Source organism: Amycolatopsis sp. NPDC000009 (genome assembly GCF_055563465.1).
In genome coordinates, this window is the sequence record NZ_JBVHDI010000017.1 from 19,224 (window position 1) to 42,956 (window position 23,733).

General features: G+C 69.7%; 26 protein-coding genes. 13 read left to right on the top strand and 13 right to left on the bottom strand.

Annotation, left to right across the window (positions count from 1 at the left end; genetic code table 11):
* Positions 1-35: 35 nt before the first annotated feature.
* A complete protein-coding gene (locus ACZ3HL_RS33020; RefSeq protein ID WP_465535275.1) occupies positions 36-1,004 on the top strand; it encodes a DMT family transporter in 969 nt (322 codons plus the stop codon).
* Here ACZ3HL_RS33020 and ACZ3HL_RS33025 read toward each other — a convergent pair.
* Together ACZ3HL_RS33025 and ACZ3HL_RS33030 are read right to left on the bottom strand one after the other, a co-directional pair.
* Positions 918-1,379 (bottom strand): universal stress protein, encoded by a 462-nt coding sequence (locus ACZ3HL_RS33025; protein ID WP_465412820.1) that lies wholly within the window; start codon positions 1,377-1,379, stop codon positions 918-920. The genes ACZ3HL_RS33020 and ACZ3HL_RS33025 overlap by 87 nt on opposite strands.
* Positions 1,376-2,941 (bottom strand): MDR family MFS transporter, encoded by a 1,566-nt coding sequence (locus ACZ3HL_RS33030; protein WP_465535276.1) that lies wholly within the window; start codon positions 2,939-2,941, stop codon positions 1,376-1,378. The genes ACZ3HL_RS33025 and ACZ3HL_RS33030 overlap by 4 nt, the downstream gene beginning before the upstream one ends.
* 80 nt (positions 2,942-3,021) lie before the next feature.
* Between ACZ3HL_RS33030 and ACZ3HL_RS33035 the strand changes: the two genes are divergently transcribed.
* Complete coding sequence (locus tag ACZ3HL_RS33035) at positions 3,022-3,603, top strand: TetR/AcrR family transcriptional regulator (protein ID WP_465535277.1); 582 nt, start codon at positions 3,022-3,024, stop codon at positions 3,601-3,603.
* Positions 3,604-3,659: 56 nt separating this feature from the next.
* Here ACZ3HL_RS33035 and ACZ3HL_RS33040 read toward each other — a convergent pair whose 3' ends face one another.
* The 3 genes from ACZ3HL_RS33040 to ACZ3HL_RS33050 all read right to left on the bottom strand — a co-directional run bounded on the left by ACZ3HL_RS33040 (position 3,660) and on the right by ACZ3HL_RS33050 (position 7,395).
* The gene (locus ACZ3HL_RS33040; RefSeq protein WP_465412823.1) at positions 3,660-4,325 is read right to left on the bottom strand and encodes a helix-turn-helix transcriptional regulator; all 666 of its coding nucleotides are present in this window, start codon (positions 4,323-4,325) and stop codon (positions 3,660-3,662) included.
* A 152-nt stretch (positions 4,326-4,477) separates the two neighbouring features.
* Entirely contained in the window at positions 4,478-5,125 is a 648-nt protein-coding gene (locus ACZ3HL_RS33045) for a TetR/AcrR family transcriptional regulator (RefSeq protein ID WP_465535278.1), read from the bottom strand.
* Positions 5,122-7,395 carry an ATP-binding protein gene (locus ACZ3HL_RS33050; RefSeq protein WP_465535279.1) on the bottom strand — a complete coding sequence of 758 codons (2,274 nt, stop codon included), beginning with the start codon at positions 7,393-7,395 and terminating at the stop codon, positions 5,122-5,124. The genes ACZ3HL_RS33045 and ACZ3HL_RS33050 overlap by 4 nt, the downstream gene beginning before the upstream one ends.
* 93 nt (positions 7,396-7,488) lie before the next feature.
* Here ACZ3HL_RS33050 and ACZ3HL_RS33055 point away from each other — a divergent pair, with 93 nt between their 5' ends.
* Positions 7,489-8,124: a helix-turn-helix transcriptional regulator gene (locus ACZ3HL_RS33055; protein ID WP_465535280.1), complete on the top strand. Its 636-nt coding sequence runs from the start codon at positions 7,489-7,491 to the stop codon at positions 8,122-8,124.
* A 6-nt stretch (positions 8,125-8,130) separates the two neighbouring features.
* Here the strand turns inward: ACZ3HL_RS33055 and ACZ3HL_RS33060 are convergent, their stop codons facing one another.
* Positions 8,131-8,694, bottom strand: a complete 564-nt coding sequence (locus tag ACZ3HL_RS33060; protein ID WP_465413154.1) for a helix-turn-helix transcriptional regulator — start codon at positions 8,692-8,694, stop codon at positions 8,131-8,133.
* A 403-nt stretch (positions 8,695-9,097) separates the two neighbouring features.
* Between ACZ3HL_RS33060 and ACZ3HL_RS33065 the strand changes: the two genes are divergently transcribed.
* From ACZ3HL_RS33065 to ACZ3HL_RS33080, 4 genes are read left to right on the top strand one after another with little or no spacing between them, the layout of a single operon-like run.
* Positions 9,098-9,616, top strand: coding sequence for an Arc family DNA-binding protein (locus ACZ3HL_RS33065; RefSeq protein WP_465535281.1), 519 nt, complete (start codon positions 9,098-9,100; stop codon positions 9,614-9,616).
* Positions 9,617-9,667: 51 nt separating this feature from the next.
* Positions 9,668-10,513 (top strand): DUF4097 family beta strand repeat-containing protein, encoded by an 846-nt coding sequence (locus ACZ3HL_RS33070; protein WP_465535282.1) that lies wholly within the window; start codon positions 9,668-9,670, stop codon positions 10,511-10,513.
* 12 nt (positions 10,514-10,525) lie between these two features.
* Positions 10,526-11,470, top strand: coding sequence for an ATP-binding cassette domain-containing protein (locus ACZ3HL_RS33075; RefSeq protein WP_465535283.1), 945 nt, complete (start codon positions 10,526-10,528; stop codon positions 11,468-11,470).
* Complete coding sequence (locus ACZ3HL_RS33080; RefSeq protein WP_465535284.1) at positions 11,467-12,255, top strand: ABC transporter permease; 789 nt, start codon at positions 11,467-11,469, stop codon at positions 12,253-12,255. Before ACZ3HL_RS33075 ends, ACZ3HL_RS33080 begins: the two co-directional genes overlap by 4 nt.
* 638 nt (positions 12,256-12,893) lie before the next feature.
* Here ACZ3HL_RS33080 and ACZ3HL_RS33085 read toward each other — a convergent pair.
* Genes ACZ3HL_RS33085 through ACZ3HL_RS33095 form a run of 3 tightly spaced genes read right to left on the bottom strand, consistent with a single transcriptional unit; the run spans position 12,894 to position 15,949 of the window.
* Positions 12,894-14,336, bottom strand: coding sequence for an alpha/beta hydrolase (locus ACZ3HL_RS33085; RefSeq protein WP_465535285.1), 1,443 nt, complete (start codon positions 14,334-14,336; stop codon positions 12,894-12,896).
* Positions 14,333-15,052, bottom strand: coding sequence for an ABC transporter permease (locus ACZ3HL_RS33090; RefSeq protein WP_465535286.1), 720 nt, complete (start codon positions 15,050-15,052; stop codon positions 14,333-14,335). The genes ACZ3HL_RS33085 and ACZ3HL_RS33090 overlap by 4 nt, the downstream gene beginning before the upstream one ends.
* A 15-nt stretch (positions 15,053-15,067) precedes the next feature.
* Positions 15,068-15,949: an ABC transporter ATP-binding protein gene (locus ACZ3HL_RS33095; protein WP_465412833.1), complete on the bottom strand. Its 882-nt coding sequence runs from the start codon at positions 15,947-15,949 to the stop codon at positions 15,068-15,070.
* Between the two features lie 116 nt (positions 15,950-16,065).
* Between ACZ3HL_RS33095 and ACZ3HL_RS33100 the strand changes: the two genes are divergently transcribed.
* Both ACZ3HL_RS33100 and ACZ3HL_RS33105 read left to right on the top strand, forming a co-directional pair.
* Positions 16,066-17,169, top strand: coding sequence for a sensor histidine kinase (locus ACZ3HL_RS33100; protein WP_465535386.1), 1,104 nt, complete (start codon positions 16,066-16,068; stop codon positions 17,167-17,169).
* Positions 17,166-17,768 carry a response regulator transcription factor gene (locus tag ACZ3HL_RS33105; RefSeq protein ID WP_034323874.1) on the top strand — a complete coding sequence of 201 codons (603 nt, stop codon included), beginning with the start codon at positions 17,166-17,168 and terminating at the stop codon, positions 17,766-17,768. The genes ACZ3HL_RS33100 and ACZ3HL_RS33105 overlap by 4 nt, the downstream gene beginning before the upstream one ends.
* Positions 17,769-17,928: 160 nt before the next feature.
* Here the strand turns inward: ACZ3HL_RS33105 and ACZ3HL_RS33110 are convergent, their stop codons facing one another.
* Positions 17,929-18,498: a helix-turn-helix domain-containing protein gene (locus ACZ3HL_RS33110; RefSeq protein ID WP_465535287.1), complete on the bottom strand. Its 570-nt coding sequence runs from the start codon at positions 18,496-18,498 to the stop codon at positions 17,929-17,931.
* Between the two features lie 68 nt (positions 18,499-18,566).
* Here ACZ3HL_RS33110 and ACZ3HL_RS33115 point away from each other — a divergent pair, with 68 nt between their 5' ends.
* From ACZ3HL_RS33115 to ACZ3HL_RS33130, 4 genes are read left to right on the top strand one after another with little or no spacing between them, the layout of a single operon-like run.
* A complete protein-coding gene (locus ACZ3HL_RS33115) occupies positions 18,567-19,160 on the top strand; it encodes a class I SAM-dependent methyltransferase (RefSeq protein ID WP_465535288.1) in 594 nt (197 codons plus the stop codon).
* Positions 19,157-19,621, top strand: coding sequence for a DinB family protein (locus ACZ3HL_RS33120; RefSeq protein WP_465535289.1), 465 nt, complete (start codon positions 19,157-19,159; stop codon positions 19,619-19,621). Before ACZ3HL_RS33115 ends, ACZ3HL_RS33120 begins: the two co-directional genes overlap by 4 nt.
* A gap of 13 nt (positions 19,622-19,634) precedes the next feature.
* A complete protein-coding gene (locus ACZ3HL_RS33125; RefSeq protein ID WP_465535290.1) occupies positions 19,635-20,606 on the top strand; it encodes an alpha/beta fold hydrolase in 972 nt (323 codons plus the stop codon).
* A 36-nt stretch (positions 20,607-20,642) separates the two neighbouring features.
* Positions 20,643-21,125, top strand: a complete 483-nt coding sequence (locus ACZ3HL_RS33130) for a DinB family protein (protein WP_465535291.1) — start codon at positions 20,643-20,645, stop codon at positions 21,123-21,125.
* A gap of 49 nt (positions 21,126-21,174) precedes the next feature.
* Here the strand turns inward: ACZ3HL_RS33130 and ACZ3HL_RS33135 are convergent, their stop codons facing one another.
* The 3 genes from ACZ3HL_RS33135 to ACZ3HL_RS33145 form a co-directional block, all read right to left on the bottom strand.
* A complete protein-coding gene (locus tag ACZ3HL_RS33135) occupies positions 21,175-22,332 on the bottom strand; it encodes a S1 family peptidase (RefSeq protein WP_465412839.1) in 1,158 nt (385 codons plus the stop codon).
* Positions 22,333-22,537: 205 nt separating this feature from the next.
* The gene (locus tag ACZ3HL_RS33140) at positions 22,538-23,257 is read right to left on the bottom strand and encodes a TioE family transcriptional regulator (RefSeq protein WP_465412840.1); all 720 of its coding nucleotides are present in this window, start codon (positions 23,255-23,257) and stop codon (positions 22,538-22,540) included.
* Between the two features lie 18 nt (positions 23,258-23,275).
* Complete coding sequence (locus tag ACZ3HL_RS33145) at positions 23,276-23,725, bottom strand: DUF6194 family protein (RefSeq protein WP_465535292.1); 450 nt, start codon at positions 23,723-23,725, stop codon at positions 23,276-23,278.
* Between the last annotated feature and the right edge of the window lie 8 nt (positions 23,726-23,733).

A 23,733-nucleotide genomic window follows, 5' to 3' on the forward strand; every position in this document is an offset into this window, starting at 1 on the left:
GGTCCTGCCCGCCGCCGTGCGATCGAATCGAAGGCATGCGGCACACCGGATTCTTCGTCGATCCGAGGACACAGGGAGTCCTCGGCGCCCTCGCGATCGCCCTCTCCGCCCCGCTCGTCGCGCTGTCCGGGGTCAGCTCGACGACGGCGACGTTCTTCCGCTGCCTGTTCGCGTTGCCGATCCTCGTGGTCCTGGCGCGTTCCCGGGAGCGGGGCCAGCGACCCACCCCGGCCGCGCGGCGGCGCCACGTGCTGGCCGGTGTCCTGCTCGGCGTCGACATGGTGCTGTGGAGCGAGGCGATCCTCTCCGTCGGCGCGGGAGTCGCCACGGCGCTGGTCAACGTCCAGGTCGTCCTCGTCCCGCTGGCGGGTCTGCTGTGGTTCGGAGAGCGGCCGCCGCGGGCGTTCTGGTTGTCCATCCCGGTGATGCTGGCGGGGACCGCGCTGGCCGGTGGGCTGGCGGACGGCGGTGCCGCGGGCAGCGATCCCTGGTACGGCACCGTCATGGCGGTGCTGGCGGGAGTCGCCTACGCCGGTTACCTGATCCTGCTGCGCCGCGCCGGATCCGACGGCGGCGGGCGCACGACGATGCTCGCCACCGCGACTGCGGCGTCGGCGAGCGTGGGCGGGCTTTCGGGCCTGTTCGCCGGAAACCTCGACGTCACGCCGCCGGTCTTGGCGTTGCTGTGGCTGTTCGTGCTGGCCGTGACCGGTCAGGTGCTCGGCTGGCTCCTGATCGGGAAGGCACTGTCCGCCCTGCCCGCGAGCGGCGGGTCCGCCGTGCTGATGCTGCAACCCGCCGCCGCGATCCTGTTCGGTGCCGCCCTGCTCGGCCAGTGGCCGACCCCGCTGCAGCTGGCGGGTTGCGCGCTCGTCGTCGCCGCGGTGGGCGCCGTCTCGTTCCTCGGCGGCCGGTCGTCAGGGAACGACCAGCACCGGCCAGTGCCCGGTCTTGATGAGCTTGGTCGCGACCGACCCCGCGAACCGGTGACCGGCCTGCTGTGAGGCGCCGACCACGACGGTGTCGACCTTGCCGCGGTCGGCGGTGTCACGGAGCACGGTGTACGGATCGCCGTAGGCCTTCAGGAAGCTGACCGGCACTTCCAGTTCTTCGGCGGCCTCGCGGATCTGCTCGCGGATCTCCGCGTGGAGCTGCACCGCCGTGTCGTGTTCCATCGTCGCCGCGACGGCGGGACCGAGCGCCGGACGGCAGACGAAGGCGACGATCAGCCTGCCGCCCTCGCGCCGTGTCATGCCGAAGGCGAAGGCGGCCGCCCGCATCGCCGTGTCGGAGCCGTCGACCCCGGCCAGGATGGCCCGCCCCGGGTGGTGCCGGGGCGGGCCGAAACGCTCCACAGTGGACTCGAAGGCGCCGTTCATCGCGCGACCGGGGCTTCCGACGGCGCCTCCACGTCGAGCGTGGTGCGCAGGGTGAGCGGTTTGAGCAGCAGGGCCGCGATCACGCCGACGACACCCACCGCCGCGGAGATCAGGAAGATGTGCGCGGTCGCGTCGCCGTACACGGTGTGCACGATCGTCTGGATCTCCGGCGGCAGCGCCTTGAGGTTCAGCGCGCTGACGCTGCCCGTCGACGCACTCCCCGCCGGCACGTGCAGCGCGGTGGACAGGTCGGCGGTGACCCGGTTCGCGAGCACCGCGCCCAGCACCGAGACGCCGATGGTGCCGCCGAGCGACCGGAAGAACGTGACCGAGGCGCTGGCCGCGCCGAGATCCCGCAACGGCACGGTGTTCTGCACCGCGAGCACGAGGTTCTGCATCGTCATGCCGACACCGATGCCGACGATCGCCATCGCGACTCCGACCAGCCACAGTGGCGACGCGTGGTCGACGGTGCCCAGCCCGAGGAAGCCGAGCACGAGGGTGATCGTGCCCGCCACGATGTACGGCTTCATCCGTCCGGTGCGGCTGATCAGGCGCCCGGACACGGTCGAGGAGACGAGCACGCCGCCCATCAGCGGAATGGTCAGCAGTCCGGCTTCGGTGGGGGAGTAGCCGCGGCCGACCTGGAAGTACTGGCCGAGGAACACCGCGCCGCCGAACATCGCCATCCCGACCGCGAGGCTCGCGATGATCGCCAGTGCCGGGGTGCGCTGGGTGATGATGTGCAACGGGACGACGGGTTCGCGGACCTTCCGTTCCACCATCACGGCGACGGTGAGGAGCACGGCGCCGCCCACCACCATGACGGCCGTCTGCCAGGACAGCCAGTCGAAGGCGTTGCCGACGAACGAGACCCAGATCAGCAGGACACTCACGCCCGCCGCGATCAGGCCCGCGCCGAGGTAGTCCACCTGGACGCCTTCCCGGCGCACGGTCTCCAGCTTCAAGGTCCGCTGCAGCACGATGAACGCCGCGACCGCGATCGGCACACCGACGAAGAAGCACCAGCGCCAGCCGAGCCACGGCACGTCCACGATCAGGCCGCCGAGCAGCGGCCCGCCGACGGTGGCGACCGCCATGACCGCGCCGAGGTACCCGTTGTAGCGGCCGCGTTCCCGCGGCGGGATGATCGCCGCGATCACGACCTGGACCAGCGCCTGAAGACCGCCGACGCCGATGCCCTGGAACGCGCGGGCGGCGATCAGCTGCCCGGTGTTCTGGCTGAATCCGCTGATCGTCGAACCGACCACGAAGATCACGATCGCGATCTGGACCAGCGTCTTCTTGTTGAACAGGTCGGCGAGTTTGCCCCAGATCGGAGTGGTGGCGGTCGCCGCCAGCAGGGTGGCCGTGACCACCCACGTGTACTGCGTCTGCGTGCCGTTCAGCGAGCCGATGATCAACGGCAGGGCGGTCGACACGACCGTCGAGCTGATCATCGCCACGAGCAGCGCGAGCAGCAGACCGGACAGCGATTCGAGCACCTGACGATGCCCCATCGCCCCTGACGGTGCCTCCGCCGTCGTTCCCTCGGTCTTCATGGCGTCCTTTCGAGCGGCAATGTTGCTCATTGTGCAAACTTGCACAGTGAGAACTTTATTCCCCTCGCTACGCTGTCCTGGTGGACACCCTCGACACGCTGCGAACCCGCAAGAAGGCGGCGACGCGGCAATCGCTGCACGAGGCCGCGCTCCGGCTGGCGATGGAGCACGGGCTGGACGGCGTGACCGTCGAGGACATCGCCGACGCGGTGGGCGTGTCCCGGCGGACGTTCTCGAACTACTTCGCGAACAAAGAGGACGCGATCCTGCACGCGGACCGCGAGCGCACCGGCCTGCTGGTGTCGCTCGTCGAGGGCAGGCCGCCGGGCGAGAAGCCCTGGCAGGCGCTGCGGGCGGCGAGTCGGGAGCTGTACCGGGCGCACCCCGTCCCCGACCGTGAGTGGGTGGCGCAGTTACGGCTGCTGCGGCGGCATCCGTCGCTGCTCGCGCGGCAGGCGGGCGATCAGTTCGCCCTCGAACGCGACTTGATCGCGGTGCTGCTCGCCAGGGGGCACGGCCTCGATCAGGAGCTGGCAAGGCTCACCGCGGCGACCTTCCTGGCCACGCTGCGGACGGGCAACGTGCTGTGGCTGGAAGGTCCGGAGGAGCAGTCGCTTCCCGAGTTGGTCGACCGGTTGCTCGGCCGCGTTCAGCTTCGGTGACCGAGGATTCCGGCTGCGGTTGATCCCAGGCGGACTTTGGTGATAGCGACCTTGAGTCAGATCGAGCCGGTGCGCAACGCGAAGGCGACGGCGTGCGTGCGGTTGTGCAGGCCGTACCGCGACATCACCCGGTGGAGGACGTTCTTCACCGTGCTCTCCGAATAGGCGAGTTTCGCCGCGATCTCTTCCGTGCCATGGCCGTCGGCCAGCAGACGGAGGACTTCCCGTTCCCGGTCGGACAGGCCGGAGAGGGCCAAACCGTTGGGCACCAGCAGGTCTTCCTGGATCCGTTCGAGCTGGGACAGCAGGCTGCCCTGCAGGCGCGGCGGCAGCGCGCCCGCGCCCTGGCTGACCGCGAGGATCGTCCGCACCAGGTGCTCGCCGTCGAGATCGCGTCGCGGCAGCAACGCGGCCATCCCGCATTCGATCGCCGTCATCAGCACCTGGACCGGGAAATGGTCGGTGACGATCACGCATCTCGGCGGCGTCGCGAGTGACGACGCCGCGCGAACCTGGCGCAGGAAAGCGAAAACGCCGTCGCCGATCGAATCCCCGACCGTCACGACGACTTCGGCGGCTCCGAGGTCGGTGTCGGGCAGTACGTCCAGCCGTTCGTCGGCGCCGAGGATGCTCGTCGTGCCGAGCCCGGCCAGCAGGTCCGGGGCGTACACGGCGACTCTGACGCGATCGGTTCTCCTGCTGATCTTCTCCCCGTGAATCATGCGAAGTCCCCATCCGAAGCGCCAGCGTTAATAGCTATTGCGGTACTTAGAAGCTATAACCTTACAACGTTGTATGTCAACCGCGGTCGGCGGCGACGTCACAAGGCAAGACGCCCGGCAGGCGGGAAAGGTTCATCGAGAAGGTGAGCGGGTCACCGGGTCGTGAGGTCGTCCAGTTCGTCCGCGATCAACAGGTCGGGGTCGAACTTCATCCCGGTGAAGTGCCCGGCGAGTTCGAGTGAGAGCACGCCGTGCAACCGGGTCCAGAAAGCGAGCGCGCGGTGCAGCGTCGAGGACGGGGCCGGATCGCCGCCCGCCCAGTCGCGATGGCCGTCCAGATGCTTGTCGAACGGGGTTTCCGGCTTGTCGATGGTGATCGCGCGGCACGCTTCGAGCAGCACGGCCATGACCTCGCTCGTGATGGCGGTGGTGTCCTCGGGCGCGTGGTAGCCGGGGACGGGCGTGCCGTAGATGAGGAAGTAGCGCTGCGGGTCGCTCCTGGCCCAGTCCCGGATGGTGACGGCGAGCCCGGCCAGATCGGCGCCGCCGTCGAACGCCGCGCGAACGGTGTCGGCGAGGCTCCGGTACGCGTCACGGATGAGCGCGGTGATGAGATCGTCGCGGCTGGCGAAGTACCGGTACAGGGCGGGACCGCTCATCCCGACCTGTTTGGCGATCGCGTTGAGGGACAGCGCGGGCACCCCGGCGGCGGCGATCTGCTCCCACGCGTGCTGCTTGATCTCCGCGCGCACCTGGTCGCGATAGCGCTCCCGCGGGCTCTTCCCGTCCGCGTCCGTCATCGGTCCTCCCGCTCTGTCGGCCCGAAGCTTAGTCGGCGCTCCGCGGGCAGGAGCGCCAGTTCGGCCGAAGCCTGCTCGCGCAGCGCGCCGAACGACGGCCCCTCGGAGAGGTCCACGGCCAGGGTGAGGCACTCCCTGGCTTCCTCGAAGGCACCGGCTTCCCGCCAGGCTCGCCCCTCACGGAAGGCGCAGGTCGCTTCCAGAGCGTCGAAACCGCCTTCCCACGCGAGCCACCGGCCGGTGCGGTAGTGGCCAGCCGCCTCCCGCCATTCGGTGAGATCACCGTGCACGTCACCGATGGCGCGCAGGGTCAAAGCCTTCAGCAGCCGATGGAATCCGGGATACGTGTCGCCGGCCAGCCGCTCGGCGTCGGAAAGCACGGCCCGGTGCACGGCGAGCGCTTCGGCGTGCCGTCCGGCGTTGAGCAGCGCGCGCCCGTAGACGTTCCGCGCCGTGGTTTGCCCGTCCCAGAACGGAAGTTCGCCCGCCAGCTCGTACCCGCGCTTCGCGAACTCGAACGCTTCGTCGTCCTTTCCGGTCAGCCGCAGCACCTGGCCGAGGTAGATCGACGCCCAGGTCTGCTCGACGCGGTCGCCGATCCCGACGGCGATGTCCATCGCGCGGCGGTGCGCCGCCACGGCACCCTCGTCGTCACCGAGACAGACGCTGGCGGCCCAGCCGACGAAGTTGAGGAGTTTCGCCTCGGCCCCCGCGTCGCCGAGCGTGTTCGCCGCGGCCGCGCCGAGCGAGAAGATCTCCCACCACGGCCGCTGGGCGCTCCGCCCGTCGGAGTACCAGTGCAGCGCGACGGCGAGATCCCGGACCTGCCGGTGCAGGCCCTTCCGTGCCGCGATCCGGTGCGCGGCGACCCAGTTCCCGCCTTCGGCGTCCAGCCAGCGGGCGCTCTCTTCCCGAGAGCCGAAGCGGCCGTTCTCCGGCGCTCCGGGGTAGAACAGCCTGGCCGCTTCCGCCGCCTTGTCGAGCAGATGGGCGAGCACGGTGTCCCGCGCGGCCGGATCCTCCTCGGCCTCGAACCGTTCCTCGGCGAACAGGCGGATCAGGTCGTGGAACTGGTGCCGCTCCGGTTCCGCCGTGCTCTGCAGAAGGCTGGCGTCGGCGAGTTCGTCGAGCTGGTCACGGACGTCGGCGGGCGAAGCGCCGGAGACGACGACCGCGAGTTCGAGGCCGAAGTCGGCGCCGGGCACGGTCGCCAGCAGCCGGAACAGACGCCGGGCCTCGGGCGAGACCGCGCGATAGGACAGGTCGAAAGCCGGGCGCAGCCGCAGATCGCCCGCCGCGAGCGCGCGCAACCGGGTGCTTTCGTCGCGCAGCCGGTCCGCCAGCTGGGCCAGCGACCACTGTGGCCGGGTGGCGAGCCGGTTTCCCGCGATCCGGAGCGCGAGCGGCAGACGCCCGCACAGCTCGGCGAGTTCGCGTGCCGCGCCGGGCTCCGCGTGTACCCGGTCTGCGCCGATGATCCTGGCGAGCAGGCCGGTCGCGCCGTCGCCCGAAAGCGCTTCGAGCCCGAGCCACCGGGCGCCTTCGAGCCCGGCGAGCGTCCGGCGGCAGGTGATCAGGGTGAGGGAGCCGGGCCCGGCGACCAGCAGCGGGCGGATCTGCGCTTCGTCGGCCGCGTTGTCGAGCAGCAGCAGGACTTTGCGCCCTTCGAGCAGCATCCGCAGCAACGCCGACCGTTCGGCTTCGGACGCGGGCACCTGTCCCGGCGCGACGTCCAGCGCGCGCAACAGCCGGTCGAGCGCGGTTCCGGCGCTCAGCGGTCGTTCGTCCATCCCGCGCAGGTCCACGGCGTAGCCCCCGTCCGGGAACTCCGCGCGCCACAGCTCCGCGGCGGTCACCGCGAGCGCGGTCTTCCCGACCCCGGCCTGCCCGACGATCGCGACCACGCCGGCACCTTCGGCGACCTTCGCGGACAGCTGTTCCAGCTCGCTTTCGCGGCCGGACAGATCCGCGGTGGGCGCGGGCAGCGCGCAGGTCGCCGCGACCTGGGCGGCCAGCGCCGGATTCCGGCGACGTCCCTGTTTGGCGACGGTCAGGAAGAACTCCCGGTCGCCGCCGGTCAGGCCGAGCGCGTCGGCCAGTACCTCGGCGGAGCGTTGCTGGGCGGCTCGTGCGCGGCCGCGCTCCAGCTCGCGCAGGGCGCGGACACTGATACCGGAGGCCTCGGCCAGGCGCCCCTGCGTCCACCCCGCGGCTCGCCGGTGTTCGAGCAGGAGCTTGCCGAACACCGACCGCTTCTCGTTCGCCTCCACCGCGGCCCATTCAACCGGCAGGCTTCCGATGACGAAAAGCTGCCCCCTGCTTCCGCTTGTCCGGCCTTCTCGGGGGCCGGTTACCTGGAAGGCATGTCGACGATCATGACGACGCCCGTCCGCCCGGTACTCCGGGCCGAGAAGATCCGGGTCGCCGTGCACGCCGCCGATCCGCTCGTCCGGGCGGGGCTGCGCAGCGCGCTCGGCGACGGGCCCGGCATCAGCTTGCGCGACGATCCGGAGCAGGCCGACGTCCTCGTCGCGGTCGCGGGCGACGACCCGAGGCGCATCCCGGCCGGGTCCGCCCGGCTGGTGCTGGTGGCCGATCAGCCCAACCAGGCCGAACTGTGGGCCGCGGTGGAACGCGGGCTCGCCGTCGTCGTCGCGCGCTCCGAGGCGACACCGGGACGGCTGCTGCGCGCGGTCGCCGACGCCCACGCCGGCCGGGGCGATCTGCCCGCCGAACAGCTCGGCAGCCTGCTCCGCGGGATTTCGCGGCTGCACAAGGAAGTTCTCGAACCCCGCGAGCTCACGCTCAGCGGTCTGTCACCCCGCGAGACCGAAGTGCTCCGGCTGCTCGCGGAAGGATTCGACACCGGTGAGATCGCCCGGCGGGTGGCCTACTCCGACCGGACCGTCAAGAACATCCTGCACGGCCTGCTCAGCCGCTTCAATCTGCGCAACCGCACCCACGTCGTGGCGTACGCGCTGCGCGAGGGGCTCATCTGAGCGTTTTCAGATGACCCCTTCCCGGATCGCGTAGGCCACCGCGTGCGACCGGTTCCGCAGCCGCAGCCGGTCGGTGACGGCGTAGATCACGTTCTTCACCGTTCGCTCCGAATAGGCGAGTTCGGTGGCGATCTCCTGTGTGTCGAGCCCGTCGGCCATCAGGCGGAGGACGTCGATCTCCCTTGAGGAGAGCCCCACCCCGGCGGGCACGTCCGGCGCGAGCATCTCCCGGTGCAGCCGCTCGGCGTGTTCGGCCAGCCTGCCGAGCAGATCCCGCGGCGGGCCGCCCGAGGCGGCGGCACGGACGCTGTCGGCCACCCGGGAGTCGGTCATCGCCGACCTCGGCAGGATGGCGACCACCCGGCACGCGACCGCCGCCGCGAGGCCGCCCTCCTCGACCCGGTCGGTCACCAGCACGATCGGCCTGCCGAATTCGGCGGTGACCTTGCGCAGCGCGGTGAGCGCGTCGGCGGAAAGCCGGTCGAACGCGGCGACGACGACATCGGTTTCGTCCCGCGCCCGGTCCTCGACCACCTTGACGGACGGGCGTGCCCCGAGGAGGCCGGCCATTCCGGCCTTCGTGATGGGGTCCAGTGCGCAGACGCTCACCCGGACTGGTCGCATATACCCTCTTCTGTCCACTGTGGATATTCGATTTGTCAAGAGCCGCAGGGACAAAAAGCGTTGCCCGCATGAGCGAGTGGTGCTCTTGTACGGTGGGAACCGGGTAGCGGCCCGCCTCGGGTGACCCCCACGCCCTGGCGGCGGGTCGCTTCCTTTTCCGCGCGGCTCGTGGCGATTCTGGCCCGCCGTGAACGATCCCGGCAACGCGTTCGCCCGCGTCCTGCTTTCCCCGCCAGTGGAGACTGGCCGAAGGGGCAGAAGTGGCCCTGACCTGCAATGACGCCATATTGGCGCATTGTGGCGCCAAGCTGGCCTTGCAATGGCGCCACGTTGGTGCCATGATGGCATCATGGATCTGACGCCCTTTGTGGACAACGTTCGCCGGGAACTCGCCGTCGCCGCCGAGGCGGGGGGAGCCGAGGCGAGCGCGCTCGCTGAACGCCTGACCGCGCCGCTCGCGTCGGCCATTCGTCTCGCGCTGCTGGACGCGCTGTCCGCCGCGTCGGACGAGATCACCCGTGACCTCGCGCCGGGTTCGGTCGAGGTCCGGTTGCGTGCCGGGGAAGCCAGCTTCGCCGTCACGCTGCCCGCGGTCGGACAGGCCGAGCCGGTCGCGGCCGCCGTGCCGGAGCCTCCGGCGGCGCCGCTGCCTGAGGACGAAGGGGCCACGGCCAGGATCAACTTCCGGCTCCCGGAAAACCTCAAGACACGCGTCGAGGAAGCGGCGGCCGCGCAGGGCCGTTCGGTCAACGCGTGGCTCGTGCGTGCCGCCTCCGCGGCGCTGAACCCGTCGGAACGGGCCACGCCACCCGCCCCGGCCGGCGGCGGTCACCGCGGCGCACAGCGCTACACCGGCTGGGTCAGTTAGACCCCGTTCACCGGCACAAACACCGATCACACCACCTTCGAGGGGACAACCATGCCTTCTTTCGCCACCCCGGAACCCATTCTCGCGGACCTCGAGCCGGTCGTCGGCAATGTCCGCATCGTCGCCGGCGACCGCACCGACACGGTCGTCGAAGTGGCGCCGCTCGACGCGAACAACGACTCCGACGTCGACGCCGCGAAGCGGACCGTCGTCGAATTCTCCGGCGGCACCCTGACCGTCCGTGCGCCGAAGATGCGCCTGCTCGACTTCTCCAATCGGACGAGGTCGATCGACGTGACCATCGAACTCCCCGCCGGTTCCCGGGTGCAGGGGAGCACCGGGCTCGGCGACCTGACCGTGACCGGGCGGATCGGCGGTTGCCGCTACAAATCGGGCACCGGGCACCTCCGGCTCGACCGCGCCGGCGAGCTGAAACTGCACTCCGCGTCCGGGAACATCGTCGTCGAGCACGCCGAGGGCAACGCGGACATCAGCACGAGTTCCGGCCGGGTGCACGTCGGCGCGATCGAGGGCACCGCGGTGGTCAAGAACTCCAACGGCACCACCACGATCGGGGCCGCCGCCGACTCGATCCGCGTCCGTTCGGCCAATGGCGACATCACCGTCGAGAAGGCCGAAAGCGACGTCGAAGCCAAGACCGCCAACGGATCCGTCCGTGTGCTCGACGCGGCCAGGGGCACGCTCACCCTCGAAACCTCGTTGGGAGACGTCGAGATCGGCGTCCGCGAGGGCAGCGCCGCGTGGCTCGACGTGAACACCGCCTTCGGCCGCGTCATCAACGACATGACCACGGCCACCGCGCCCGGCGACGCGACCGACAAGGTCGAAGTCCACGCCGGCACCTCCGTCGGCGACATCATCGTCCACCGTTCCTGAAGGGGAATCCCCATGAGACACCCGGCCATTTCCGCGACCGGACTGCGTAAGTCCTACGGCGACAAGGTCGTCCTGGACGGCATCGACCTGCACGTCCCGGCGGGCACCGTCTTCTCGCTGCTCGGCCCCAACGGCGCGGGCAAGACCACCACGGTCAACATCCTGTCCACTTTGGTCACTCCGGACGCAGGCGCCGCGACCATCGCCGGAGCCGACCTCGGCACCGACCCGGACGGTGTCCGCGCCGCCATCGGCCTCACCGGCCAGTTCTCCGCCGTCGACAATCTCCTCACCGGCGAGGAGAACCTGTTCCTCATGGCGGATCTGCACCATCTGCCGCGCCGGGCGGGGCGCAAGCGCGCCGCCGAACTCCTGGAGCGGTTCGAACTGTCCGGCGCCGCGAAGAAGACGCCGTCCACCTTCTCGGGTGGCATGCGCCGCAAACTCGACCTGGCGATGACGTTGATCGGCGATCCGAAGGTCATCTTCCTCGACGAACCGACCACCGGCCTCGACCCGCGCAGCCGTCGCACGATGTGGGAGATCATCCGGGACCTCGTCGACGGCGGGGTGACGATCTTCCTCACCACGCAGTACCTGGAGGAGGCCGATCAGCTCGCGGACCGGGTCGCCGTACTCGACGGCGGCCGGATCGTCGCGCTCGGTACGCCCGACGAACTGAAGCGGCGCGTCCCCGGCGGGCACATGCAGCTGAAGTTCCCCGACGCGGTTTCCCTGCGTGACGCGGCCCGCGTGCTTCGAGTGTCCACTTCGGACGAAGACACGCTCGCGCTCCGCGTGCCGACCGACGGCACCGTCGCCGACCTTCGCACCGTGCTGGACCGCCTCGACGCCGTCGCCGTCGACAGCCTCACCGTGCACACGCCGGACCTCGACGACGTGTTCCTCAGCCTCACCGGTCACCGGACCGACGCCACCAAGGAGATGGCCCGATGAGCACCCTGTCCCTCTCGATGCGCGACTCGGCGACGATGCTGCGCCGCAACATCCGGCACATGCAACGCTATCCGTCGCTCACCATCATGCTGATCGGCCAGCCGATCGTGTTCCTGCTGCTGTTCGTCTACGTCTTCGGCGGCACGCTCGGGAACGGGCTCGGCGGCGGAGGCGGCAGGGCCGAGTACGTCGGCTACGTCACGCCGGCCATCCTGCTCGTGACCGTGTGCAGCGCCGCGCTCGGTACCGCGATCTCCGTGGCGACGGACATGACCGAAGGCATCATCGCGCGGTTCCGGACGATGGCGATCAGCAAGGCGTCGGTCCTGACCGGGCACGTCGTCGGCGCGCTCATCCAGACCGCGTTCGCGCTCGCCGTGGTCTTCGGGGTCACGCTGCTCATCGGCTTCTCGCCGACGGCGGGGGTCGGCGAGTGGTTCGCGGTCGTCGGCCTGCTGTTGCTGCTGACCATCGCGCTCACTTGGCTTTCCGTGGCGCTGGGCCTGGCGGCCAAGAGCGTGGAGACGGCCAGCAACACGCCGATGATCTTCCTGCTGCTGCCGTTCCTCGGCAGCGGGTTCGTGCCCACCGACTCGATGCCCGCGTGGCTGCGCTGGTTCGCCGACTACCAGCCGTTCACGCCGGTCATCGAAACCATCCGCGGTCTGCTGCTCGGCACCCGGATCGGAAGCAGCGGCTGGCTCGCCGTCGGCTGGTGCGTCCTGCTCGTGGTCGTCGGATATCTGTGGTCGAAGTCCTTGTTCGCCAAGGAACGTGACCGCTGAACCGAGACCTGTACTGGGGGTCGCCCCGGGCCGGGGTCCCCGGCCCGGGGCGCTTTGGTCTTTCGTGACTGGGTGGATGCCCGGCGGGATGTTGCGAAAGTGGCTTTCGCAACGTTGAAGGTTGCGAAAGTGGCTTTCGCAACACGGGATCTTGGCCGTACCGCTCGCCGGTCCCCGGGGCAGAAGGTGAGGTCGTGCTGGTCTTTCGTGGGCGACCTGGCGAGCGTGTGTGACCGGGCCGATCACGCGCGACTGTGTGGGTTTCGGGTCATTCAACGTCCCGGAATCCACACGGTCCCGCATGAGGGGACCGGTCGCGACCGAGGTTGTCTTCGGCGGGGCTACCCGGGTCAGCAGGTGAGGTCGTGCTGGTCTTGCATGGGCGACCCGGCGAGCGTGTGTGACTGGACCGATCTCGCACCACCGTGTGGATTTCGGGTCATCCAACGTCCCGAAATCCACACGGTCCCGCATGAGGGGACCGGTCACGACCGAGGTTGTCTTCGGCGGGGCCACCCGGAGCAGCAGGTGAGGTCGTGCCGCGGCCGCGTCACGCGGCGCTTGGTCTTGCATGGGCGACCCCGCGAGCGTGCATGACAGGCCCGGTCACGACCGGCCCCGCGCGGTCAGACACCGGATCAGCAGGCGAAATCGTGCCGCGGCCGCGGCACGCCGACCAGGAACTCCGTCGCGAGGTCGTTCGCGCACCGGTTGTCCTTGAACAGGTACGCCAGATGCCCGCCCTGGTCGACGGTGACCATCCTGGCGCGGTCGCCGAAGGCTTGGCGCAGTTTCCGTGCCCCCGCCAGCGGCGTGGCCGGGTCGCGGAGGTTCTGCACGATCAGCACGTTCGAGGGGCCGCGGTCGCTGATCTTCACGGGCGGTTCGATCGGTTCGGACGGCCAGAACGCGCACGGCGTGATGTCCGCGGCCGCCGCGCCGAACAGCGGGTGGCGGAACCGGTCGATGGCGACGTTGCGTCGATACGTGCCGACGTCCTCCGGCCAGTCGGAGTCGTTGCAGATCACGTGCAGCTGACTCGCGATGTAGTTGTCCGACGGGTAGCCCGCACCGGACAAAGGCGAAGGGACGGGCTTCCCGGTGTCGAGCGCGCGCCAGGTCTCGGCCAGGTGCGGCAGCCTGCTGTCGTAGTAGAGATCGGCGAACGTGACGTGGCGGAACACCTGGCCGTTGTAGCCGTCCGGGCTCGGTGTCCGGTCCAGCCGCGCGGCGAGCTCGAAGTACTTCGCCGTCACTTGCGCAGGCGTCCGGCCCAGGCCGTATTCGGGCTTCGAAGCGGCGAATTTCGCGAAGTCCGGGAAGCGGTCTTCGACGCCCTGGCCGAACAGGCGCGAGAAGGAGGCGTCCCAGCCGCCGGGGCCGGTCGCGCTGTCGATCAGGAACCGGTCGCTGCGTTCGGGGAACAAGGACGTGTACACCGAGCCGAGGTAGGTGCCGTACGAGATGCCGAAGTAGTTCACCTTCCGCTCGCCGAGCGCCTCGCGCACCCGGTCCATGTCGCGGGCGGTGTTGGCGGTCGTCATGTACGGCAGGAGCGGGGCGGTGGCCGAAGAACCGCATTTCGCGGCGACGGCGGCGACCCGCTGCGCCTCGCTCGTGACGTCGGCCGAGTTCCTGGCGTACCTCGGGATGTTGGTCGGATGCTCGGCGAGGGACAGCCCGCACGTCACCGGCGTGCTGTTGTGGACGCCGCGCGGGTCCATTCCGATGACGTCGTAGCTGTCGAGCACCTCTTGCGGAATGTTCAGTTTCTTGAGCGTGGCCGGATAGGCCAGCCCTTCGCCGCCGGGGCCGCCGGTGTTGGTCAGCAGTACGCCGCGCCGCTTCCCGGGTTTGGTGCTCGCCAGGCGCGAGATCGCGATCTCGATGCTCTTACCGCCAGGGTTCCGGTAGTCCAGCGGGACCTGGATGGTGCCGCATTCCAGGCCGAGGCCCGCTGCCTCTTCGGGGCACTGCCCCCATTCCGGCGGAGGTGCCGCCGACGCGACCGCCGGGGTCGCCGCGGTCACCAAGACGGCGACGAGGACGGGAAGAAGTTTCACTCCATTTCGGACGGTCATCGGCGCGGCTCCCAGCGGAAGAGCCGGGTCGCCAGGACGACGGCGACGACGACCCACGCCAGCGTCGGGGCGAGCAGGAGCAGTGAATCGGTGATGGCGACTCCGCCGTTCCAGGCGTCGATGGCGAGTTCGGTGGCCGAGCCGCCGGGCAGCAGCCGCTTGAGCAAGGTCAGCTCGCCGGTTCCGGAGATGCCGACCCAGCTGGCGACGGCGATCACGCCGAGACTGACCGGCAAGGTGGTGACCTGGGCGTGCTCGGGGGAGTTGGTCAGGCCCGCGGTGGCCAGGCCGAGGCCGATCATCATGGCGACGCTGGCGAGCACCGCCGCCACCAGCAGGGCGATGTTGGCGGGCGATCCGGTGACCGTGCCCAGCACGGTCATGATCACCGCCACCTGGACGAGTGAGATGACGGTGACCGGCAGCACCAGGCCGACCAGGATGGACGCGTCGCCCGCCGCGGTGGAGCGCAAGCGCTTGAGGAAGAGGTTCTGCCGCCGCGACGCCAGCGTGGTCACCGCGCTGGTGTAGAGGCCGAAGGCGCAGACGGTGAACATCACGACCGCCGCGATATAGCCGAGACTGCCGATCTTGGCGAAGACCTCGTGCTGGTAGACGAAGAACGCGGAGATGGCCAGCGGCATCACGAAGCTGGTGATCAGGACCGAGCGGTTCCGGAAGATCTGGATGAGTTCGCTATGGGCTATCGAGAGCATGGGAGTCCTTTGTGGCTAGTCGTTGTCGATGGCGCGGAACACGTCGTCGAGCCGGGTCGGGCCCGCTTCGAGGTCCCGCAGTTCGATGGCGTTGTCCCGCGCCCACCGCAGCAGGACGTGCAGGTCCTTCTGCAAGCCGAAGGTCTCGATGACGAACTTCCCGTCGTGTTCGGTCCTGCCCTGTAGCGGCAGCGCCGGGGCCGAAGGCGGCAGGGCGAACCGGATCACCGCGGGCAGCGTCCGCGTGAGTTCGGAGACCGTGCCCTCCCGGTGGAAGGTGCCCCGGTGCATCAGGCCGATGCGGTCGGCGCGCTGCTGGGCCTCTTCCAGGTAATGCGTGGTGAGCACGATGGTCGATCCGTCCTCGCGGAGTTTGTCGACCGCGTCCCACAGCGCGTCCCGGGACTGGATGTCCAGGCCGGTCGTCGGCTCGTCGAGGAACACCAGCCGCGGCGAGCCGTACACCGCGGTCGCGAAGTCGAGCCGCCGCTTCTCGCCGCCGGAAAGCTGGGACACCTTCGTGCCGGCCTTGCGGGTCAGGTCCACGATGCCGAGGACTCGTTCGAGCCGGTCCGTGCGCCGGGTCAGGCTCCCGATGAGGCGGATCGACTCCTTCACCGTCAGATCCGGTGAGAAACCGCTCTCCTGCAGCATGATGCCCATCTCGGGGCGGACGGTGGCGCGATCCCGTGGGCTCTTTCCCAGCACCCGCACCGTGCCCGACGTCGGATTCCGGTGTCCTTCCAGGGTTTCCAGGGTCGAGGTCTTCCCGGCGCCGTTCGTGCCCAGCAGGGCGTAGAACTCACCCTGCCGGACCTGGAAGGACAAATCCTTCACGGCGTGGAAGTCGCCGTATTTCAGGTTCAGGCGGTCAACGTCGATTGCTGTCGAAGTCATGGTCTGATTCCAGCCGCTCTGACGCGGACCGACCAGTGCGGTCTGTCATGATCGGATATGACGTGGTGTCACTGTCGTCGGCGGCGGCGAGGGCCGATACTGGGCTCATGTCTGCTGTGGACACCGAGCCGGCGAAGGGAAAGCTGCGCCGGCTCAACCTCACCATGTTCTTCCCGCTGCTCGTCGTCGGCGGGGTGGTCGTGGTCGCGTCCGACGCGCGGACCTGGTGGCACGCGGTCGTCCTGAGCGCAGGCGTGCTGGCGGCCATGGTCGCCTTCGTGCGGTGGGCGGCGGGCGAGGTCCTGAGGGTGGCGATCCCGTGCCTGGTCGTCACGGCGGCCGTGTGGCCGTTCTCGGTGCTGGTGGTCGGCGGGAGTTCGTCGTTCTTCGGGGTCTTCCTCGTGGGTTCCCTGGTCGTCCCTCAAGTGCCCCGGCACCGGATCGCGGCGGCCGTCGCGCTCGTCGCGTACATCGCGGCGGTGGGTGCGCTGAGGCCGCTGGTCTCGCACGAGGACGTTTCCGGTGAGCTGGTCAGCTTCGTGTTCGTCCCGGCGGCGATCACGGCCGTCGTACTCGGCCTGATGTTCCCCAACAAGCGGTTCTACGACGTCGTCAAGGAGCTCGAGGAGTCACGCGAGCGCGAGGCGGAATTGGCCGTGATCCGGGAACGCGTCCGGTTCGCGAGCGATCTGCACGACATCCAGGGGCACACGCTGCACGTGGTGAAGCTCAAGACCGCGCTCGCCAGAAAGCTGGTGGACATCGACGCCGAGCGGGCCAAACAGGAACTGGGGGAGATCCACGCGCTCGTGGCCGACACGATCACCCAGACGAAGGAACTCGCCTACGCCCAGCGCCGGCTCAACCTCTCCGCCGAACTGGAAAACGCGAGGAACCTTTTCGAGGCCGCGGGGATCCGCGTGCGCGTCAACCGGGAGGCGGACGTCGATCCGGCGGCGGGCAGGCTGCTCGGCCAGGTCCTGCGCGAGACCACGACCAACATCCTGCGCCACGCGCAGGCGACCCGCGTGCGGATCACGCTGTCGGAATGGAGCATCAGTATCGTCAACGACGGTGCCCAGCAAGCGCCGCTGCCCGAACTCCGCGGGCTGGCCGCGCTCGGACAACGTGTCGTCGCGGACGGTGGTGAACTGACGGTGCGACAGGAAGACGGGCAGTTCGTGACCGCCGCGGCCTTCCCCGGCCGGGAGGAACGATGACCACGGTCGTACTCGCCGACGACGAAGCCCTGCTGCGCAAGGCGATGGCCGCGTTGCTCCCGCTCGAAGGCGAGATCACCGTCCTGGCCGAGGCGGAGAACGGCGAGGAGGCCGTCGAGGCCACCTTGCGGCACGAGCCCGACGTGCTCGTCATCGACCTCGAAATGCCCGGCGTGGACGGGCTGGGCGCGGTCGCGGAGATCCGCCGCACCCGGCCGAACCAGGTCATCCTCATGCTGACGCGGCACGCGAAACCCGGGGTGCTCCGCAAGGCCCTCAAACTCGGTGTCCAGGGCTTCGTGAGCAAGGCCGCCGAGCCGTCGCACATCACGTTCGTCATCGGCGCCCTGCACCAGGGCAAACGCTGGATCGATCCGGACGTCTCCGCGCTCGCCGTCGTCGACGACTGTCCCCTCACCGAGCGGGAACTGGAGGTGCTGCGGGTGACCGGCGAGGGCTACTCCGTCGCCGAGATCGCCGCCCAGCTCCATCTCGCGCAGGGCACGGTGCGGAACTACCTCTCGAACGCGATGCAGAAGACCCAGACGCAGACCCGGCACGAGGCCGCCAGATACGCCCGCGAGCACGATTGGCTTTAGGGCGCGTTTCATAAGCCAAGTTCGCGGTCTCCGCGCCCAGGCGGTCCCTGACGGCACGGGCGAATGCGGCCGAGTACGACCCGGTACGAGGCCGATCCGCCCGCACCGGCAGGAACCACCTGGATCACGAAGTCCATCGAACAGGCCTATGAAACACGCCCTAGGCCCGGACGTGCGCGCGCTCGCCCTGCGGTCCGAACAGGACGAGGGTTTCGACGGCCTGCCCGTCGGCGGAGCCGAGCCAATGCGGTAACGCGGTGTCGAACTCGGCGGCCTCACCGGGTGGCAGGACCATGTCACGGTCGCCGACCACCAGGCGCAACCGTCCATTGAGGACATACACCCATTCGTAGCCGCCGTGGGTCTGCGGCGTGGGTTCCGCCGGTTCGCCCCGGCCGGGGATGAGCATCTTGAACGCCTGCACCCCGCCGGCGCGCCGGGTGAGCGGCAGGAACGTCATGCCGTGGCGGTGGATCGGCTGGAGGTGGATACGCGGATCGCCGGTCCGGGGAGCGCCGACGAGATCGTCGAGCGGCACGCCGTGCACGCGGGCCAGCGGCAGCAGTAGCTCCAGCGTCGGCCGCCTGCCGCCGCTTTCCAGCCGCGACAAGGTGCTTTCCGAGATCCCGGTCGTCGCCGACAGCTCGGCCAGGGTCAGGCCCCGGTGTTTGCGCAGCGCCCGCAGCCGGGGGCCCACCGCGTCCAGTACCTCGTCCGTCTCGTCCGCCATGGCGCCGATCTTGCCAGGTCGGCAAGTTTTCGTGCCAATACTGCTGCTCCCGGGCGAAGGTGGCGGTCATGAACGCGACGGAATTCTGGGACGAACTCTACGAACGGCGCGTCGCCGAAACGCCGAGGGTGAACGCGAGACTGGCCGAGATCGCGGGCCCGCTGGCGCCGGGCACCGCGCTCGACCTCGGCTGTGGTGGCGGGGGAGACGCGCTGTGGCTGGCAGCCCGAGGCTGGCGGGTGACCGCGGTCGACATCTCCGGAGCGGCCGTGCGCTCGCTTCAGGAACGCGGCGAACCGATCACGGCGCTCCGCGTCGACCTCGCCGAGGATTTCCCCGACGGCACCTTCGACCTGGTGTCGGCGCAGTACTTCCACACACCGTTCGAGCTGGACCGGGCCCGCGTCCTGCGCGCCGCCGCGAGCTCGGTGAACCCCGGCGGGCGGCTGGTCGTCGTCGACCACGGCTCCGCCGCGCCCTGGTCGTGGGACCAGGACGCCGAATACCCCACTCCCGCCGAGGTGGCGGCCGAATTGGCGCTCGACCCGTCGGACTGGTCGACCGACCGCGCGGAGGCGGCGGAACGCCTGGCCACCGGCCCGGTGGGCCGGACCGCGACGGTCGTCGACCACGTCCTGGTGCTCCGGCGGGCCGGGCGATGAGCCGCAAACGCGACGCCGGGCCCCCTTCGACGGGGGCTGGGGAGAAAGACGTCCTCGCCGGGTTCCTCGACTATCTCCGCGCCGCGGTCGTGGCCAAGGCCGAAGGGGTGCCGGAAAACCTGGCCCGCACCCCTGGCGTGCCGTCCGGCACGAATCTGCTGGGGCTGGTCAAACACCTGACCCACGTCGAACGCCACTGGCTGCTCGGCCATCGCGTCACCGACTGGAGGGCGACGTTCCATCCGGATCCCGGCGACACGACGGCGTCGATTCTGGCCGCCTACCGGGAAACCGTCGCCGAGGCGAACGCGGAGATCGCGTCCTGGGACGACCTCGCCGCGACCGGGCCCCGCCGGGGATCACGACGCTGGACGCTGACCCACCTGATCGAAGAAACCGCACGGCACGCGGGGCACGCCGACATCCTGCGCGAACTGATCGATGGCGCCACCGGGCGCTGAAACGGAGAATCCCATGTTCCACCGGGCCGCCGCGTTCGTCGCGGCACTCGTCCTGCTGACGGCCTGCGGTTCGCCCCCGGCCGCCGCCCCGCCCTACGAGAACGTCACCCGCGGCGACACGGCTTTCGCGAGTCGGTTCCGGCATGAGTTCGCCGACGTCGACGGCGTGAAGATGCACTACGTCACCGGCGGAAAGGGAGCACCGCTCGTCCTGCTGCACGGCTGGCCGCAGACCTGGTACGGCTGGCACCGGGTCATGCCCGCGCTGGCCGAGCACTTCACGGTGTACGCCCTCGACCTGCCCGGTCTCGGTGACAGCGCCGGCTCGCCGCCCAGCTACGACAAGGCGACCCTCGCGCGCTACGTGCACGGCCTCGTCGCCGGGCGGCTCGGCCTGCGCGACGTCCGGATCGCCGGGCACGATCTCGGTGCCGCGGTCGCCTTCCAGTACGCGGCGCAATTCCCCGGTGACATCATCAAACTCGCGTACCTCGATCTACCGCTGCCGGGCCCCGCGCTCGACGCGACGGCGTACCGGAAGCTGAGCTGGCACATCGCCTTCCACTCGCAGAAGACGGTTCCCGAAGCCGTCGTCGGCGACGACGTCCGCAAGTACCTGTCCCTGTTCTATCCCCAGGTCGCCTACTCGGGGACGGCCTTCGGCGGGCCAGGAGCGCCATCGCCGTTCGACGACGCCGAGATCGACGAGTACGCCCGCACCTACACGAGGCCGGAGGTCCTGCACGGCGGTTTCGAGCTCTACCGCACGCTCGGGCAGGACGCGACCGCGAACGTCGGCGCGAGTCCGATCGCGACTCCCACACTCCTGATGACCGCGGAAGGACTGCTCGAACCGCAGAAGGCGACACTGGCGCCCCGCGTCGCGAACCTGGCCCGCGCCGTGGAGGTGCCGAGGGCGGGGCATTGGCTCGCCGAGGAGAACCCGGAGTTCGTGAGCGCCGAACTGGTCGGGTTCTTGAAGTAGTTGCCCAAGATCGAGAACCTTTGCGATGCTTCCCCCATGTCCACGCTGGAAGTCCTCGACCACCCGTTCCGCGAGCAGTTCGACGTGTTCCTCGACGAGCACCGCCGTGTTCTCGACGAGTCACTGGAAGGGCTGACCGAGGAGGAGGCCCGCCGGTCGCTCGTCCCCTCCCGCACGACCCTGCTCGGGCTGGTGAAGCACGCGACCTTCGTGGAAAAGGTGTGGTTCGACGAAGCCGTCACCTGCCGCCCGCGCGCCGAGATCGGCATCCCCGCCACACCCGACGAGTCGTTCGTCCTCGACGAGGAGGACACAATCGCCACGGTGCGGCAGGCGTATCGCGAAGCCTGCGAGGCGTCCCGCAAGGCGGCGGCCGCCCTCGACCTGGACGATCTCGTCCACGGGAACCGGCGTGGCCCGCTTCCGCTGCGCTGGGTGTACCTGCACGTGCTGCGTGAACTCGCCCAGCACGGCGGCCACGCGGACATCCTGCGCGAGCAGATCCTGAGCTCGCGGTAGACGACGATGGCCGGGGAGCGCCCGCTCCCCGGCCATCGCGATCACTTCGTCAGGAACGGGTCAGCGTGACGCCGTACTTGTTCGCCGCGTCCACGACGGGCTGGTAGTAGGAGTACGAACCCGTGGCGTTGGAGCCCTGGTTCCATCCGCAGTCGTGGCCGTCGGCGGGGCCGCCGGAGGTCATGCCCTGCGCGGTGTTGCCCGCGATGTAGGCACCGCCGCTGTCGCCGCCCTCGGTGCAGACGGTCGACTTCGCGAGCCCCTTGGTGGCGACGCTTTCACCGCTGTAGCGGACGGTCTGGTTGTAGGCGGTGATCTTGCCGCAGGTCCAGCCGGTGGTGTTGCCCGCCTTGCAGAGCGTGGTGCCGACCGGCGCCTTCGAGCTGCCGGTGATCCGCACCGTGGTGCCCATGCGGGTGTCGACGTAGCCGCGGCCGGTGTCCTCGGCGTCGATGTCCATCAGGCCCATGTCGGCCGACGGGAACTGGGTGGCGACACCGCGGCCGATGTGGACACCGCTGCGGTTGAGGATGTCGGGGTTGCCCTCGACGCAGTGCCCGGCGGTGAGCATCACGTTGTTGCCGTTGCTGGTGGTGCCGGGGAAACCGAGCGAGCAGTTGGTGCCGGGGACGAGGTCCATGATCTGGCCGGGGATGACGTCGGCCTGCGTGGTGTTCCCGTTGGCGACGCCGGTCTGGACCGACACACCCGGCAGCGCCGTGAGGCGGCGGACGAGGGCGCTGTCGGCGCCCGGCTGCACGGTGACGACGACCTGGTCGGCCGCGAGTTCCGGACCCCAGGACTGCACCTGGGCGACGTCCTTGCCGATCACCGTGCCGACCTTGTCGGACAGGGCGTTCAGCGCGTTCTCGCCGCGGGCGCCGGTGCGCGGGGTCAGCCCGGCCGAGCGGAGTTCCTTGGCGGCGCCGGCGTCGGCGTTCACCACGAGGGCGCCGGCGTCGTCGAAGTACGCGCCGTCCGTGTGGAGGCCGCGGGTTCTGATGCTCTCCAGCGACGCGATCAGGTTCTTTTCGTGGTCCAGCTTCTTGGCGGCCTGAAGCGGGCTGACCTTGAGCTGGGCGGCGAGGGTCTCGAGCATCGTCTGGTCGTAGGCGGTGACCGGCGCGGCGGTCGCCGGCACGGCGAGCGCTCCGATTCCGGCACAGACGCTCAGCAGGGTGAGCATGACGGGTCCGCGAATTCGCATGCGAATTTCCTTCGATAAGGAGGGAACGACGAACCGCCGGAATATGTTCGGAAAGCGCAGGGGACCGGGCGGTTCATCTCGACGTCACGCACAGTACGAGCGCCCGTACGGCATGCCGTAGCGCCGAAAGTAGGATCCGTGATCGCGGACCTACTTTCGTATGCGGAAAACGTGAATTGCCCGCGTAATCAATTGCGCGGAAGTGTCATTGGCGCAAAAGTGCCACGTCGAGGTAGCCCTCCAGCGCGGCGGCACCGGAGAGCAGGGCGCGGCCCCTTGCCGAGAGACGCGAGTGCCAGTCGCGCAGCGCCGACTCCAGCGGGACGACCCCGCCCGCCGAACGGACCTGGTCGAGTACCGGTGCGATCCGCTCCAGGAGGTAGCCGCCGCGCCTGAGCTGATGCGTCAGTTTCGCGTCGCGCACGTCGGCCGCGCCGTAGACGCGGTAGCCGGTCTTCGGGTCGCGTCCGGGCCGCAGAAGACCCGCTCGTTCCCATTCGCGCAGGGTGGCGGGCCGGACGCCGAGCTTCCGCGCCAGCGGGCCGACGAACATCTCGTCCCGCTCCTGCGCCACGGGTTCGAGATCGCGGAGCGCGGCCGCGACCGCCTGAAGGGTGCGGCGATCGTCGAGCAGCTGCGCGTGGCTTTCGTCGATGAGCCGGAGCGCCTCCTCGACCGCGTCCTGGTTGACCGCCCGCATGATCGACGTCGCCGTCGCGTGGCCGTGCCCCGGCACGAGGGCGAGGAACGCGCGCAGGGCCTGTGCGTGCAGTGGCGTGTAGGTGCGATAACCCTGCGGACCGCGCTCGGCGGCGGGAAGGATGCCGTCCGCCTCGTAATTGCGGACGGCTTGGGTGGACAGGCCGTGCTCGCGCGCCAGGTCGACCGGCCTGAGCCGCTCACGGGGGTGAAGGTTCCGGCCCACCGCCCCACGATATTCGGTCTACCGGCCGCGCGAGGAATCCGCCCGCCGCTCGTACCGGGCGCGAGCCAGCCGATAGGCCGTTTCGAGCAGCTCGCGGGTGGCCGTTTCGGTGTTCGACGCCGGGTTGACCACCGCCAGCCAGCCCGCGGTGCCGTACACGGGATGGGCGATCAGGGTGTCCGTGGCGGCGGGGTCCTGGCCGAGCCGCCGGGCGAACTCCTTCTTGCCGGCGTGGACGTTCACGCGGAACGTGTCCGGCCGGTCCAGCCGCGAGCTCTCGTCGCCGGGATAGTTCTTGGTCACGATCGTCGCGAAGGGCTGGACGTTCGTCGGGACGACACCGTCCGGGGAGTAGTAGAAGAACGCGTCACCCCAGCTGAGTTCGGGCCATTCGTCACCGGGGCCGGGGGTGAGGGTCAGGACGCCGTCGAGGCCCGATACGAGGCCGATGATCTCTTCGATGGTCATGTGCTCAA